Genomic DNA, 15,378 nt, shown 5'->3' with positions numbered 1-15,378 from the left:
TGCGCTTCAGAGTTTTTTCATAGGTTCCGTCCACGATTGGCCGATGAAGCGTTGGAGCATCTCCATCATCCTGTTCGGCGTGTCGGGACTTACGGCATGCGCAAGTAGCAGCGGCGCTGGGTTTGGGGCGCCGGCAAACCTCGCGCGGCCGGCAAGCGCGAGCGGCGGCGGATCGCTGGGCCCGGTCCTGCGCACCTCCGACGGCGGCCAAATCTTTGGGTTCGATATCGATCAAAGCGGTAACGACGGCGTGCTCGCCTCGATCGGCGCGACGAAGATCTCGGTTCAGACCTTCGATACGACGACTGGTAAGATCACGCGGACGTTCGGCGGCGTTACGGGCAAACGCGTCGGCAAAGGAAACGATTACGTCGTCGACGGCATCTTCGCCGGTGACGCCGGACTCGTCGACTACCAGAAAGCGGGGATACCGGGACAGACGCCGGCAAAGGATCGCTACCAGCTGCTCGCTCCAGTGACGAAGCGGCACTTTACCGGCCGCTGGAAGCCGCCCGTCAAGCTCTTTAACGTGCTAGCCTGGGCGCCGAATCAAAGCACCGCGACAAGCGTGGTTTTCGGTTACCAGCGCGAGGGCTCGGATTCGCCGAAACTCCTGGTTTCGGACGTCTCGCAAGAATCGTTCGGCAAGGTGATCGCGCTGGATCCGAATCAGTTTTCGTTGGAGACGCTGCCGCAGCTGGCCCAAGACACGGTTAACGAGCGCGCCGTCATGGCAAGCTCGCCGAGCTTTGGCGCCGCTGGAGGTCCGCCTCCGGTGCTATCGGAGATCGATCTGAAAACCGGAAAGGTGCTTTCACAGTTCTCCGGCGTCGACTGCCCGGGTCTCGAACGGTGCGGGTACGCCAATGGCATCGCATACGATTCGGCGACCGGCGTAGCATGCACGACGACCGAGCTCGACGCGGGTGTCGAATTCTACAAGGTCGCAAAGCAGACCGGTCTGCGCGAAGCACTGCCGAACGACGCCTCGCAGCTTAATTCCGGGGCATACGTTGCCGTCGACCCGATGCAGCGGCTCTTCTTGATCGCACAGCCTTTCTCGAGTACCTCCGGCTCGGGGAGCAGCATTCAAGTCTATGCCGAGAACGGCGATTTCGTCGAGTCGATCAACGGCTTCGATTTCACCGACGCCGGCTCTCTGGTCATTCCGGTTCGGATAAGCATCGATCCGAACTCGCGTGCGGGCTGGGTGAACGGCCCCGGCAGCAACCAACTGCAGGAGTTCTCCTATTAGGACCGGCCAACAGCGACGACCGTAGTTTCCGCGCACCGGCTTCGCTAGAGATGGCGAAGCCGGTGCGCGGCGCAGAGGGGGGTTCCCCAGCGAGCGTTGGATGCGTACTAGTGCAACGCCAGATAGTTCGCCCCGTTAAGAGTTGTGCTCTGGCCTTGGATCGTGCGGATGGGCTGCGCGTTACCGTTTGCGTTCGGGCTAAATTCTTTGATCGCGTTACCCGAGAACTCGGCCGCCCAGATGTGATTCTTTGCATCCGCGGTGACGCCGGCCGGATCATCGAGCCCGGTAATCTGCGCCACCGGTGTCGCATCTCCGGCTGCGCCTTTAGCGAAGACGAGGATGCCGGAATTCTCGTCGGCGACGAGCAGACGCCCTTTCCCGTCAAAGGCGAGCGCGAAAGGCCGGCTTAGCTGCGTGTCGCTGCCGGAGATAGAAACGACAGGGGCGACATTTCCTTTTGCCCCCTTTGCGAAGGCGACAATCGACGCCGAGCCGATGTTCGCGACGTAGAGGCGTCCTTGACCGTCCGTCGCCATGCCGACGGGAGTTGCGAGTTCGGTCTGGGTGCCGGAGATCGTCACGCGCGGCGCGACGTTGCCTTTGGCTCCAGGCGCGTACTCGGTGATTGCCGCACCGCTGAAGTTACTCACCCATAGATCTCCCGACGCGTCGACGGTCATGCCCTCGGTCGGACCGAGTCCCGTCTTCGATCCCGCGATCGTTCGTTTCGGCTTGACGTTACCGTTCGCGCCGGGCGCGAAGATCTCGACTTGGGTGGCGCCGTCGTTGGCGGTATAGATGTTCCCGTGCCCGTCGACGGCGAGCGAATCCGGATCGCTTAGCTCGGTCTTCGAGCCGGCTATCGTCGTCTGAGGGGGGACGTCGCCGGACGATTTTACCTCGAACGCCAAGAGGCTGCCGCCATCGCGGTTGGCGGTGAAAATACGAACACCGGCGCCGGGAATGCGGGCGCCGGCGCGGCCCGGGGCCTGCGCAGGAAGGTGTGCCGGATCGGCGGGAACGAACCCGCCGCCGCTGCTTTGGTTGCCCGCGCAGCCGGAGAGGCCGGCGGCCAGGACGAGTGCCGGCAGAGCGCGGCGGTACGATGCAGATGCAGACATGTGTGGGGTCTCCTTGGCTTCGTGTTTGTCCGCCCCAGCGTAGCCGATGCAGCGCGCGGAAACGTCCGCGCCGGGAGGCCGCTGCGCGCTGCGAGAAGGCTGCCTTCGTGGGCAAGGTTATCGCCGGCGGACGTCTCGACATCCGGCTCTTCGGTCATATGGAAGTAGCTCTTGACGGGGTGCCCCTTCGCTTCACCACCCCGCGAAAGTCGCTGCAGGTGCTTGCCTACCTCTTGCTGCATCGCGCCGTCGCGGTCTCGCGCGAGTACCTGGCCTTCCTGCTCTACCCCGACGACGAGGAAAGCTCGGCGCGCGCGAAGCTGCGCGCGACGTTGAGCGAGCTGCCGAAGATTCTGCCGCCGCCCGCGGAGCGTTACGTTTCGATCGAGAGCGACAAAATCGCATGGAACCCGCAGGCCGACGTCTGGCTCGACGTGGATGCGTTCGTCGAGGCCTGCGCCGATCGCAATCGAATCGGTGAAGCGATCGATCTCTACCGCGGCGACCTGTTGCCGGAGGTCTACGACGAATGGCTCGACGCCATCCGCGAACGGCATCGCAACGCCTATCTGCGATGTCTGGCGGAACGCGTCTCGGAGGCGCGGCGGGGCGCCGACTTTCCGCTCGCGATCGAAACCGCGCGCAAGGTGCTGGTGGTCGATCCGTGGCGGGAAGACATGGTGCGCCGTATCATCGCGATGCGTTACGAACTCGGCGATCGCGCCGGAGCGCTTAGCGAGTACGCGGGATTCGCGAAGCGGCTGCGAGCCGAGATGGGCGCCGAACCTATGCCGGAAACGGCAGCGCTGGCGGAGCGTATCGCGAGCGGGCAGACCACCGACCGGCCCGATGGCGAAGTCGAACGGCCGGCGGTCGCGGGGGCCGGTCCGATTCTGCCGTTCGTCGGACGGCACGATGAGATGGAGCGTTTGCTCGAGACGTGGAGCCGGGTCATCCACGGGCACGGCGCCTGCGTCTTCGTCGGCGGCGAGACCGGTATCGGTAAGTCGCGGCTGGTCTGGGAGTTCGCGCACGCAGTCGAAGATCGCGGCGGGCGCGTACTCGTTGGAGCTACCAGTTCGCCCGAAGCGGTTCCCTATGAAAGCATCGTCGACGGCCTGCGCAGCGGGCTGCCCCTCATCGCGTCGCTCAAACCGAGTATGGCGCTGGCCTGCGTCGCGACCTTACTTCCGGAGGTACACGCCCGCGTCGGATTACCGGCCGTTCCGCGCCTCGACGCCGAGAGCGAGCGCATTCGTCTTTTTGAGTCGCTCTTTCGCTGTCTCGCCGATCTCGCCGCGCAGCGACCGTTGCTGCTCGTGCTCGAGGACCTCCACTGGGCGCAGGCCGCATCGATGGACCTGCTCGAGTTCCTGCTGCGCCGGACTGCCGGCGCAGCGGTAATGATCGTCGTCACCTATCGCGATGACGAAGCCGCACTGTTGCACGCACTGCACCGCCTGCGTCGTGAGGGACGCGCGGCGGCCGGCGCGCAGAACATCTGGCTCGGTCGTCTCTCGATCGCGGAGGTCGAAGAGCTTCGCCGCTCGCTGCCCGAAGTGCACGATCGTCCCGCGGAAACGCTCGTCGCCGCGTCGCAAGGCAATCCTCTTTTCTTGACGCAGCTCGTCGTCGACGTTCGCGAGGACGAGCGAGCCGCGCCCGCTTCGCTGACCGGCATCGTCGCCCGGCGTCTCGAGCGCCTCTCGGAGCCCGCTCGAACGGCCGCCGAGATTGCGGCGTGCATCGGCGATCGCTTTTCGCGCGACGCCGTACGCGAAGTCAGCGCTTGGGACGAGACGGACTTGACCGAAGCGCTCGACGAACTGCTCGACCGGCGGATCATCCGCGAAGCGACCGGCCGCGGATTTCTCGAGTACGCCTTTACCCATCATCTAATCCACGAGGCAATCGCGGATGCCGTCGCGCCGAAAACCGCCGCGGTGCGGCGCCGCCGGGTTGCGCGCGTACTCGAAGATCTCTACCCCGAGCGTTTCTCGGAACTCTCCGGACTTCTCGCGGCCCACTACGACGCTGCCGGCGACTCCGCCAACGCGACGCGTTGCTATCTCGAAGCGGTACGGCGGTCGATTTCGATCGGCGCTCCCGCGGAAGCGAGGACACTTTGCGATCGCGCGCTCTTGCTCGCCGACGCGCGCGGCCGGGCGGAGATACTGTTGGAGCGCGTCACGATCGAGTCTCGCTCGGGAGATAGCGACTCTCGCAGCGCGGCGTTGCAGGCCTTGGAACAGGTCGACGCCGAGCTCGGCGACGCGGCGGTTCACCGAGACGCGCTGCTCCGGCGCATGGAGTTTGCAGCGGGCATCGGCGATCGCGAGATGCACGAGCGCGCGGCCGAGAACCTGCGGGCAAGCATCTCCGACGATGACGCCCGTTCGCGCGCAGCGCTGCACCTGGCCGAAGCGAAGATGGCATTCAACTTCGGGCATCTCGCCGAATCGTACGCTGCAGCCGCCGGCGCGCTGGTCTGCAGCCGAGCGGCGCACGACGAAGCTGAAACGACGGCGGCCCTCTGCGCGCTCGCGCAGGTCGAAGCGCATCGCGGACACCTCTCGACCGCCGAGTCACTCTTCGATGAAGCGGCCCAGGCCGCCGCCCGGGCTGCCGATCCGCAGCTCGAACATCTGGCGCTGAGCAGCGGCTGGACGATCGCCTACCAACGGCGCGACATGAAGCGCTGCCATACGGTTGCGCGCCGCTGTCTGGAACTCGCGGTAAAGCTCGGAGACCGCCCCGCCGAGGCGCAGGCGCACGGCCGTCTCGGCGTAACGCTTTCCGCCGTCGGTACGGAGTACGCCGAAGCGCGCGGGCACTATGCCGACGCCGAGCGCATCTACCGCGAAACCGGCCGGCCCGCCGGCAGCGCCGGCCCGCTCATGAACGAAGCGCTGCTCGAGATGAGGCTCGGATTCTTTGCACGCGCGTGTGCCGCAAGCGAAAAGGCTGCAGAGATCTTCGAACGCGTAAACGACGAGCGCGGACTGGCAAACGGCCTCAACAATCTCGTCTTTCTCAGAGCTTGTATCGGCAACTACGCCGGTGCTCGCGAAGCCGCCGAACTCGGGCTCACGATCGCGCGCGAACGCGGTTTTGGCCTGCTGGAAGCCTCGATTCTCGAGAACCTCGCTTTTGCCGAGGCGCTGGCCGGAAACTGCGTGCTCGCGATCGATCTCGCCGAGTCTTCTTTCGAGCTGCGCTCGCGTTCCGAGTCGCAAGTATGGTCGAGCATGACGCTCGCCAACCTTGCCGTTTGGTACGGTGCGCAGGGAAATCTTCCGGCGGCGCGCGACGCCGTGGCCCGTCTGCTCGCCGATGAAGACGCAATCATGCGGGCAACGGACTGGCCTTCATACTGTTATTGGGCCGCGGCGCAGATCTACCATCTCGACGGCGACCAACGCGCCGCATCGCAGATGCTCGAGAAAGCACGCCGGCTCATGCAGACGAGCGCGAACGACATGGAACCCGAAGATCGGGAGAGTTTCTTGGCGATTCCCTGGCACGCCGATTTAATGCACGTCGTCGAGGCCGCCGACTGGCCGAGTCCGCCGCGCTAGCGCGATCGGTCCAAAAACGGAAGGGCTCACGGCGGCGTCGAACTGCGCCGCCCGGTGCGTGAAGTTTATGCGACCGCGGCGCGATGGCTTGATGAAGGCCGTACCTTTGCTCTGGCAACGCTGGTGACGCTGCGCGAAGCGGCAATGGCGCCGATCGGCACGACGATCGCCGTCGATGTAAGCGGACGAATCGTCGGCAACATCGGCACGGGCTGTCACGAGCCCGAGATCGTGGAGGCGGCAGCGCAGACGGCACGCGACGGGCGGACGCGGCGGCTCGACATCAACCTCACGATCGAGGACGAAATTTTTGCCGCGCCCGGCTGCGGCGCGATCATGCAGGTCGTAACCTGGTTGCCCGAGCTCGCCTTTGCGGAAGAAGCGCACGCGATCGCTGCCGGAGAACGGGCTGCGTGCGTCACCTTCGATTATGCCGACGCTGCGGGCTCGAGGCAGACCTTCAGGAACGAGTATCCGCCAAAGGAGAGCTTGATCCTCATCGGCGCAACGGCACTTGCGGCCGAGCTTGCCGCCATCGCGCCCCGCTCGGACTTCAACGTGATCGTCGTCGATCCGCGACCGTCATTCGCGACGAAAGAACGGCTCGGCGAAGCGCCCCAGATCGTGCGCGAATGGCCGCAGGAGTATCTGCCCGGCGCGCTCTCCGAGCGCACGCACGTCGTCATGCTCTCGCACGATCCGAAGTTCGACCTGCCGGCGCTGCGCTGTGCGCTGCGCTCTGCGGCGCCGTACATCGGGCTGCTCGGCAGCCGTCGATCGCAATCGGCGCGGCGCGCCGCGTTGGCCGAAGACGGCTTCGACGAAAGCGCACTGGCGCGGATTCACGGGCCTGCCGGCCTCGACATCGGGGGCGCGACGATCGCCGAAACCGCACTGTCGATCCTTGCCGAAATCGTCGCGAATCGCCACGAGAGGCTCGGCTCCCCTTTGAGAGCGAGTCTGCGCCAGATACATCGCCGCGAGGAGCTCGTCGCCAACCGAACGCGATAGGAGCTCGTTCCCGCCACAAGCAACTGGGCGAATGCCACTGCCTTTTTTTCGTGGGCAATCGGCCTAGAGCAGCCTTGGCATTGCTTGCGGCCGCATAGAGTGGTAAATTTTCTGTGTAGCCTCCCGCCAGAGCAAAGGAAACCTCATGCTATCGTACTCCGAAAGACTAAAAGCGGCGGCCGGATCGTTCGCCATCGTCGCCTGGCTGGCGCTGGGCACGGCGCCCGCCGCCGCCACCGGCACGGTTGAGATCGTGCAGAGCGATGGGCACTCGAACAAATACGCCGGCGTCCAAATCAAGATCATCCACAGTGCGCTCTATATTACATCGGAAGACGGAAAAGGCACGATCGTCATCACCCGCGCGGCGTGCTCCTATCAGGGTGATCTCCTGGTCTGCTTGGCGCACCACGGCGTACTCGTTCAGTCGGGCGCGACGAAGACGCTCGACATGCACCACGGGACGCTGTACGTGAACTCGACCGACGCACCTGCGCAGCTCGTGATGTCGACCACGAAGGTTCCTCCGCACGGCATCCTGCTCTCGTTCACGACCGACCGCGGAACGTATGTGAGCTTGCGCGGCCGCATTGACAAGGTGGTGAAGTGATGAAGTATCTCTGGATCCTGATGGCCCTTCTCATGGCCGTTCCTCCGGTGGCGGCATCCGCACAGCGGCGCGGCGGGGGTGGCGGCGGAGGGAGAGGCGGAGGGCGACCCTCGGGAGGCATGTCGCGCCCTTCAGGAGGCACGTCGCGGCCCAGCGGTGGGGCGCGGCCAAGCGGTGGGATGTCGTCCCGGCCGAGCAATCCCGGCGGCGGTTTCAACCTCTCGCGCGATACCGGTCGCGCCCCGACGACGGGCGGCAATCGCGGCAGCATCAGCGGCAACCCTAACCGCGGAAACGGCAATCCCGGCAACGGCAACCGTGGAAACGGCAACAACGGCAACGGCAACCGTGGAAACGGCAACAACGGCAATGGAAACCGCGGAAACGGCAACAACGGCAACGGAAACCGCAATAACGGCAACAACGGCAATGGAAACCGCAATAACGGCAACGGCAGCGGAAACCGCAACAACAATAACAACAACCGCACCAACGTCAACAACGGTAATATCAACGTCAACAACAACCGAACCGTCGTGAACAATCCCATCTACGGCGGCGGCGGCGCGTGGGGCTGGAACCACGGCGTCGCGTGGGCTCCCGCTCCCTACTACTGGGGCGGCGGCTTTTGGGGCGCGATGGCGATCGGCGTGACGTCGGCGGCGGTCGGAGCGGCCGTCTACGGTTCGGTCGTGTCGAACGACGTCACCTATAACTCGTATCAGGTTCAGCCGAATACGCCGGGCGAGACGTTCCTTTCCAACTATCAGCTCGTGCAGGTGCAGTGCGGACCTTCGGGCCTCGTCGTCGTATACGGTCCGCAGAATAGCGTCATATGCGCGAACCCGAACAATCTCGTGGCTGCCGGGAGCTATAACCTCAATACCGATACGCTCTCGCTGACGCCGATCTAGCCGGCTCGCTCGCCGGGTGTGCAGCAATGAAACGGGACGCGCTTGCGCGCGTCCCGTTCGCTGGGTTTGAAACGGAGCGCTTAGAGGGCGTTGGCTAAGGCCCAGCCCTTCGGAGCTCCGATACCGGCGGCCTGATTATACCGCGTGGCATTGCACGAGTATGCTCCGTTGCTGCCGGAGGTACACGGCGTGTAGTAGCTGCTGTAACCCGTCGCGGAGAACAGGCTGTACACGCCTGGGTCGATCCAGCCGAGCTTGCTCCCGTGCAGTTCGTTGGCTTCGATGATCAGCGCCACCGATGCCGGTGACGACCATGAGGTCCCCAGATACTCACCCCATTTTCCGCCGGTATAGACCGCAACGGGGAAGAACGGCAGCGAGATATCCGGCTGATTGCGGCCGGTCGTGATCATCCCGGTGATTCCGCTTTGATAGCTCGGCAGCGCGAAGACCGTGGAAACGCCGCCGCCGCCGGAATCGCCGTCCTCGCTCCCCATCGTAACCGTTTCGAGGACGCCTCCGCTCGTATCGGTGAAGTTGATTCCGCCGATCGATGAGAAGTATGGGCCGCCGGCCGGGGCGCTAACGCCCTTGCTGCCGCTGCATTCGTTACTTCCCGAATCGCCGCTCGAAGCGGAGAACTCGACACCCTCAGCCGCCCCTTGTTCGGCAATCGAGTTGGTCGAATCGGCAAACGGAACGTCGCTGGATTCGCAGCCCCCGAACGACGAGTTCACGGCCGTTGCCTTTGCGTCGGTGAGGACCTGGTTGTACGCGTCCTCGATTTGCTGATCGCCGAGCGAACCGATGTCGTAGACGATAACGTTTGCTCCAGGAGCCAATCCTGAAATCGTCTGTACGTCGAGATCCGTCTCGGGGTCGTCACCGCTGCCGCCGCCATCGACGGCTTCATTGGTGACCGTGCCGGATTGGGTGATGCCGGATGCCGACAGATACGTGGACACGTAGCTCTTGTTTACCGGATCGTCGATGACGATCGCGGCGGTGTAGCCGGCGCCGTTGCAGCCGTGCTGTACGGGGAAGTCAAACGGCTTGGCAACGCCGGTCGCCAGCGTCCCGGTGGAGTTGGTCAGCGGACCATTATCCGGCGCGGCGTTGTTGCAATTAGCGCTCGGAGTCGGTGTTGCCGTCGGCTGCGCGGTTGGCGTTGCGGTCGGGCCGGCGGTCGGCGTTGCCGTCGGTTTCGCCGTCGGCGTCGCGGTCGGGCTAACCGTCGGGGTTGCCGTCGGCTTTGCCGTGGGCGTCGGTGACGGCGAGGGCGTCGCCCCCGCCCACGCGACGTCGTCGAGATACTGGTAGAGGTACGTCTGTGAGTATCCGTCGCCAAAGCTGCCGAAGTAGATGTAGTCGGTCTGTCCGGCATAGCGGCTCAGGTTAACCTGGTAGTTGACCCATCCGTTCGTATTGGCGACGGTTTTGTAAAACGTCACGAGAATCGAGCCGCGCGAATTGAGCAGGTAGCCCGCATTCCACGCGTATCGCGTGCCGTATCCCATCGTGCCCTCGTTCGAGCCCTGGTAGACCCAGAAACTGAGGACGCCGCCCGTGGGAACCTTTACCTCCTGCGCGATCGCGGCCCAACCGTTGATCTCCGGCGGTCCGAGCGTTCCCATGAAGGCGGAGTAGGTGCTTTGGTACGACTGCGCGGTCGTAATCGAAACGTAGTTGCCTGAAGTCGTGCTTTCGTTGGTCCAGCCCGGGTTGAGCGAACCGCTCGCAAAGTTACCGTTTACCAGTTGGCCGCTCGAATCGTTGGGTTGTATTCCCCCCAGCGGAACGATCGTGCGCCCTTGCGTATCGGTTTGGAAGACCGGCGCCGTGCGTTGCGTTTCGACGCCGCTCTGATCGGCCACGGTGCGAACGACGACCAAGTTGTTCACCGACACGTCGCGCACGAGCGGGGCGATAGCCTTGGGTACCGTTGCCGGCGTAACGTTCGTATAACGGTCGCCGTACTTTCCTTGATGAACGGCGTGAATCTGCGTCGAGAAGAACTGTTCGACGGCCGTCGTTCGGGCCGTAGCATCGACGATCGTGCGGTTTGGATAGCGCTTTTCGATCTTAAAGCCGGCACGCTCGAGTTCGCGAACTACGCGGCGTTCCTGTTCGGGAGTCGGCGCGAAGTGCTCGTTGAACTCTTTAGCCGTGAGAAAATGGCGGTGCGAGCCGGAGTGCGGGTCGCTGATGCCGGCGACGAGCCGATCGAGTTCGCCTTGATGATTGTAGCGCAGCGTGACCGAGACTCTGGCCGGCGCGTTGGCCGCTCGTCGTCCCGCGTCGGTGTAGCTCAGCGCGCCGGTCAGCTTTGGAACCGCGATCATCGGTTTGTCCGGTGACGCGTTGCGCACTGAAGATTCCGCGGTTGGTCCGCCGTTGCTCGAAAGCAGCGACGGAAGTGAGGAATTCTGTCCTCCGCATGCAGTAAGGGTAAGCGTGAGCCCGAGTAGCGAGGCTATCACGCGTGACGAGTGTCGCATGTGCTTCCTACCTCCAAGTAGCAATAGGCCGCCCAACTCGCGTTGGGGCTGGCGCTTCCCTTCGGCACCAATACAGGCGAGCCTGTGCGCCTCGAAATGTCTATGCGTTAACAAACGATGCAGCGGCCGCTTGCGGTAGTTAGATTTTTGGCGCCGGCGTCGAACTGAAGTTCAGTGAGGCCCGCAAGCTTTCGGATTACGCGTGCGTCGGCTGGAGACGTCGCGCATATCCTTCCTCTTTTTGACGCCTATCGAGCCTTCTTCGCGGGGCGTACGGACGATACGTCGCAACGCTTTTTGCAGGAGCGTTTGGCAGGTGAGGAGTCGGTTGTTTTTGTCGGGTGGATCGCCGCTGAAGCGAGCGGCTTCATCCAGCTCTATCCGCTGTGGTCGTCGTGGTATTGCCGCCGTATCTGGTTTCTGAGCGATCTTTACGTGGCCGAAGCAGCACGCGGCCGCGGCATCGGCGCCGGCCTGGTCGAGCGCGCGATCGCCCACGCGAACGAGACGGAGGCGGCGAGCATCATGGTCGAGCTGCCGCGTCGCGAGCCGCACCTGGCGGACTTCTACGCAAAGCTCGGTTTCGCCAAAGACGAAGTCTTTGAGTTGGCCCGCTACCAGGGTACGATTGCTTTTCACCGGGAGGTAGGGACGATGGAAAAAGGCTTGCCGCACCAACATGACAACGGCACCGTGCACGTGCACGACGACGCCTTCCCAGGGCACACACACGACCATTCACATGCGCACGCCCACTACGACGGCACCGTGCACCGGCACGAGCACTCGCACGACGGAGCCGATCACGATCACGAGCACGATCACGAAGACGAGCGCGATGTCGCGCCCTAAGGGCTCGGGGAAGCTCGGACCGGTAAGGTCGCTGCGCCTACCGCTCGAGCTCGACGAATGGTTCGAGCAGCGGCTGCGGGATGACGCGGCGCGCTCCGCAAGCGACATCCTCCTCGACGCCGTGCACGGCGGCCTTCGGCTGCAGCCGGGGTACATGGGCCGTCAGCACCTGGCGCTGAGCGCGTTTGCTGCTGCGAACGATCGCGTTCGCTACGAGTCGTACGTCGGCGCGCTTGCCGACTCGTTTGGAAGTGCGTACGTCAAGCATCTCGAGGCCTGGCTGGTTGACGATGGTCTTCTCCCTTTCGAGAGCCCCGCCATCGACATTGAGGCGATCCACCCCACGGCAAACGTTCCGGCTACGGCGCCTCCAATCCAACCCGATTGAAGGCTCGCACCGGCGATATTCGCTATTTCAATACTGCCGATCAGCACTGCAACCAGCACCGACGCTGCGGTAACCGCAACGTTGTAATACAACTTGCGCGCCGGGTTCAGGAACGCCCATCCGTAGGCGCCGAGCATCAGAATGCCGTCGGTCGTGTCGATGAGGGACATGCCGACCGTGAATAACGCCGGAAATAGCAAAATAGCCCACACCGGCAAACCTTTTCCCGCCTCGATTGCCGCGATTCCCAGCAACCCCACCTCGGTTGCCGTGTCGAAACCTAAACCGAAAAGAACCCCAATGGGGTACATGTGGCGGCTGCGCGTCACTAGGCGCAGGAGCGGTTTGAAGAATCGTCCTAGGAGCCCGCGCGCCTCGAGCGATTCCTGAAGGCTCTGCGCGCTGTATGCTTCGCCGGCCGCAATGCGGCGCATCGCTCGCAACAGGTCGGCGAGCACGAATGCGTTGATGGCGGCGATAATAAAGAGGAACAGCGCCGATACGCCGGTGCCGACGGCGCCGCCGACCGCCTCGAAATTGGGAAGCCGGCTGCGGACCGCGCTCGCGCCGAGCGCGATTGCGACGGTGAGCGCGAAGACGATGGTCGAGTGCCCGAGCGAGAAGTAGAAGCCGACCGCAACGGGCCTCTTGCCCTCCTGCATCAGCTTGCGCGTCACGTTGTCGATTGCACAGATGTGATCCGCGTCGACGGCGTGGCGTAAGCCGAACGTAAAGGCCAGCAAAGCGGTGCCCAAAAGCAGGGCATGCGCGGGCGAAAAGACCGCGAACGCGAGGACCCAAACCAGCACGTTAGCCGCGAGAAGCAGCGCGTACATTGCGACGATTTTCCTGCGCGTGGAGCCGGTCACGCACGAGCGGTTCTACGTGGGAAAATGCGGCACCGGTGCGTTCTTGTAGACAAATACGGCGGCTACGGGGCGACCGTCTCGCGCGCTCCTCCGTTTTCGCGCCGGGCCGCATCTTTTGCCAGCACCTGGCTTAGTTCGCTGCGAAGCTCTCCGAAATGGATTGAAAAGGGCGCGAACCATTTCCACTCGGCCGCGTGCGCGGGCTGCCGGTCGCCCCATTCATTGGTCAGCCGGCGGAGCTGCTGACGAAGCGATTCGCCGAGCGTGCCCGCGCTGCGTGCCGCTTGCAGAATACGTTCGCACTCGCGCACGTCGCAGCCGACCCGTTCGCCAAGCACGTAACCGTTTCTCGCATTTTGAACCGATTCTCGGTCGCCGACCTGCGCGCGGGTCCGCGAAACGCACATTTTGAGCGCGTTGACGCCGGCCTTGCGGTCGAGCGCGGGCCAGAGCGCCGCGGCGAGCTTCTCGTTCGAGGTTCCTGCCTCGAAGAGCGCGAGTGCGGCGAGCAACTCCAGGCCGCGGTCGGAGACGTGCAGGACCTCGGAGCCTCGGCGAACTTGCCCGCGGACGATGTCGACGAAGAGCCGATCGTGGCGCGTTCGAAGCGGCGAGCGCGCGACGCGTACGGCAAGGCGCTTGAAGATGCCGTAGTCGCGCGGCTCGGGTGAGTCGATCAGCAGCTCGATCGAGGTTTGCAGCGGTGCCGATTCGATACGCGCGGCAATCGCGCGCGCCTCGATCAGCCGCCGGCGCTGTGCCGGCGCGAGAAGGGCGGCGCAGACGCGTACGACGATTCGCAGGAAATCGTTCTCGCATCCATCGATCCGTTCGATCGCGCGGTCGAGCAGCGCGGCGGCTCGCTCGAGGTCAACGCTTCCGAGCGCAGCCTGCAGGTCGGCGAGCGCCGCTTCTTCGATCGCATCGACTGCCGGAAGGCCGCAATCCTTGACGATCTGTTGCGCGGCCGCGACGCGATCGTCGTCGTTGCCGTACCACGCCGCGCGCGAGGCCGCGCGGGCCGCTTCGACGATCCGTTCGGTTGGCCCGGTCCGCAAGGCGAAGGATAACCGCTCCTCGCCGATCTTTAGCAAGTCGTCCCAATCGCCGTGGGTTACCGCCTTCTCCATTGCGATGACGGCGCGCTCTTCGTCGAAGCGCAGATGCCGCGCGCCGTGGACGGCGTCGGCTTGCTCGACAAACGCGTCGGCTTCGAGAAACTGCCCTTGTTTTGCGGCGACGACGGCTGAGGTTATCAGAACGAGCCGGTGCTCTTCGGGGTTTTCGTCCGCGCAAGGCCCGGGGCCGAGACTTTCGAGCGCCGCACGCGCCTCGGCGGACCGATTTCGCTGCGACGCGAGCAGCGCGCGGCGCACGCCCAGCCGGCGGTAGAGTGCCGGAGCCGCTTGCGGGGCGACGCCTTGCTGGAGTGCGGTCGATTCACGGTGAAGTCGTTCGACGTCGACCGTGCGACTGCGATCGCGCAAAACTGCCATCCAGAGTCCCGGCCGTGCGACGATGACCGAAACCGGGATCTGCGCGAGCACCTCGATCAGTCGAAGCGAGGGTTGCAGGAGCGTTGCCGCCGGCAGACGATCGAGCGCGGCAGCGGCGGCGGCGCAGTCGCCGGCGACATTGTAGAGTTCGCCCGCTCGCAGGAAATCGCCGAGCAACGCGTTCCCGCCGGCCGCCCGCAGCACGTACTCGCTCAAATCGGCGCCGTAACGCGCACGCAGCGCGGCGTGCAAAAGCGGATGCATCCGATACACGCCGGATTCGTACGAGATGAAGCCGGGAAGCCGCAGAAGGCCCTCGACGATCGGCGCCGCGTGGGAGATGTCGGTCGCGGCCGAGATGTCTTCGAGCGTCGCTTCTCCGACGGCGGCCGCCGCGAGCAGGGTCGTGGTCATTTCCGGGGTGAGCGCCCCCAACACTTCGTTAAGCAGATACTCGTGCGGGTCGGTCGCGATCGCGTCGAGTCGGTCGAGCAGCTGCTCGAGTTCCGGCTCGTAGTGCGCGATCCGCGCCAAAAGCAGGAGCGCCATCGGCCATCCCGCTGCAAGCCGCAGGATTCGATCGACGATTGGTTGTGCGAGGTCGCTGCCTTCGAACACGCTTGCCGCTTCCTCACCGTCGAGTTGCAGCTCGGCCGGTCCGAGAGTAAGTACTTGGTGCGGCGCCAAGTAGCGCCCGATTTCGAGCGGCAGCGGTTTGCGGGAGCTGAGCAGCACGGCCCGTTCGGAAGGCCGCGCCGCCAGCATATCGCCCACGAGTGCGAG

General features: G+C 64.4%; 11 protein-coding genes. 6 read left to right on the top strand and 5 right to left on the bottom strand.

Annotation, left to right across the window (positions count from 1 at the left end; all coding sequences use genetic code 11):
• Positions 1-43: 43 nt before the first annotated feature.
• Positions 44-1,255, top strand: a complete 1,212-nt coding sequence (locus VGG51_05450) for a hypothetical protein (GenBank protein ID HEY1882469.1) — start codon at positions 44-46, stop codon at positions 1,253-1,255.
• Positions 1,256-1,362: 107 nt separating this feature from the next.
• Here the strand turns inward: VGG51_05450 and VGG51_05445 are convergent, their stop codons facing one another.
• Positions 1,363-2,379 carry an NHL repeat-containing protein gene (locus tag VGG51_05445; protein HEY1882468.1) on the bottom strand — a complete coding sequence of 339 codons (1,017 nt, stop codon included), beginning with the start codon at positions 2,377-2,379 and terminating at the stop codon, positions 1,363-1,365.
• Positions 2,380-2,486: 107 nt separating this feature from the next.
• Between VGG51_05445 and VGG51_05440 the strand changes: the two genes are divergently transcribed.
• The 4 genes from VGG51_05440 to VGG51_05425 all read left to right on the top strand — a co-directional run bounded on the left by VGG51_05440 (position 2,487) and on the right by VGG51_05425 (position 8,492).
• A complete protein-coding gene (locus VGG51_05440) occupies positions 2,487-5,957 on the top strand; it encodes an AAA family ATPase (protein ID HEY1882467.1) in 3,471 nt (1,156 codons plus the stop codon).
• Between the two features lie 54 nt (positions 5,958-6,011).
• The gene (locus VGG51_05435; GenBank protein ID HEY1882466.1) at positions 6,012-6,968 is read left to right on the top strand and encodes an XdhC family protein; all 957 of its coding nucleotides are present in this window, start codon (positions 6,012-6,014) and stop codon (positions 6,966-6,968) included.
• A gap of 145 nt (positions 6,969-7,113) precedes the next feature.
• Positions 7,114-7,578: a hypothetical protein gene (locus VGG51_05430; GenBank protein ID HEY1882465.1), complete on the top strand. Its 465-nt coding sequence runs from the start codon at positions 7,114-7,116 to the stop codon at positions 7,576-7,578.
• Positions 7,575-8,492: a hypothetical protein gene (locus tag VGG51_05425; GenBank protein HEY1882464.1), complete on the top strand. Its 918-nt coding sequence runs from the start codon at positions 7,575-7,577 to the stop codon at positions 8,490-8,492. Before VGG51_05430 ends, VGG51_05425 begins: the two co-directional genes overlap by 4 nt.
• Positions 8,493-8,572: 80 nt before the next feature.
• On the opposite strand, the gene VGG51_05420 is transcribed toward VGG51_05425, so the two are convergent.
• Positions 8,573-10,834, bottom strand: coding sequence for a protease pro-enzyme activation domain-containing protein (locus tag VGG51_05420; protein HEY1882463.1), 2,262 nt, complete (start codon positions 10,832-10,834; stop codon positions 8,573-8,575).
• A gap of 330 nt (positions 10,835-11,164) precedes the next feature.
• Between VGG51_05420 and VGG51_05415 the strand changes: the two genes are divergently transcribed.
• The gene (locus VGG51_05415; GenBank protein ID HEY1882462.1) at positions 11,165-11,842 is read left to right on the top strand and encodes a GNAT family N-acetyltransferase; all 678 of its coding nucleotides are present in this window, start codon (positions 11,165-11,167) and stop codon (positions 11,840-11,842) included.
• A 37-nt stretch (positions 11,843-11,879) separates the two neighbouring features.
• Here VGG51_05415 and VGG51_05410 read toward each other — a convergent pair whose 3' ends face one another.
• The 3 genes from VGG51_05410 to VGG51_05400 form a co-directional block, all read right to left on the bottom strand.
• A complete protein-coding gene (locus VGG51_05410) occupies positions 11,880-12,011 on the bottom strand; it encodes a hypothetical protein (GenBank protein HEY1882461.1) in 132 nt (43 codons plus the stop codon).
• A gap of 41 nt (positions 12,012-12,052) precedes the next feature.
• Entirely contained in the window at positions 12,053-13,066 is a 1,014-nt protein-coding gene (locus VGG51_05405; protein HEY1882460.1) for a HoxN/HupN/NixA family nickel/cobalt transporter, read from the bottom strand.
• A 95-nt stretch (positions 13,067-13,161) separates the two neighbouring features.
• Positions 13,162-15,378, bottom strand: a 2,217-nt coding sequence (locus VGG51_05400; protein HEY1882459.1) for a hypothetical protein, incomplete at its 5' end; no start/stop codon positions are given.

The sequence above is a fragment of the Candidatus Cybelea sp. genome, assembly GCA_036489315.1.
Lineage (GTDB): Bacteria > Vulcanimicrobiota > Vulcanimicrobiia > Vulcanimicrobiales > Vulcanimicrobiaceae > Cybelea.
Note: the sequence above shows the minus strand (reverse complement) of the source record. Positions and strands in the feature narration are given on the sequence as shown.

Coding starts and splice junctions, on each gene's coding strand:
- VGG51_05405 (HEY1882460.1), bottom strand. CDS start 13,066: ATGTACGCGCTGCTTCTCGCGGCTAACGTGCTGGTTTGGGTCCTCGCG.
- VGG51_05420 (HEY1882463.1), bottom strand. CDS start 10,834: ATGATCGCGGTTCCAAAGCTGACCGGCGCGCTGAGCTACACCGACGCG.
- VGG51_05430 (HEY1882465.1), top strand. CDS start 7,114: ATGCTATCGTACTCCGAAAGACTAAAAGCGGCGGCCGGATCGTTCGCC.
- VGG51_05445 (HEY1882468.1), bottom strand. CDS start 2,379: ATGTCTGCATCTGCATCGTACCGCCGCGCTCTGCCGGCACTCGTCCTG.
- VGG51_05450 (HEY1882469.1), top strand. CDS start 44: ATGAAGCGTTGGAGCATCTCCATCATCCTGTTCGGCGTGTCGGGACTT.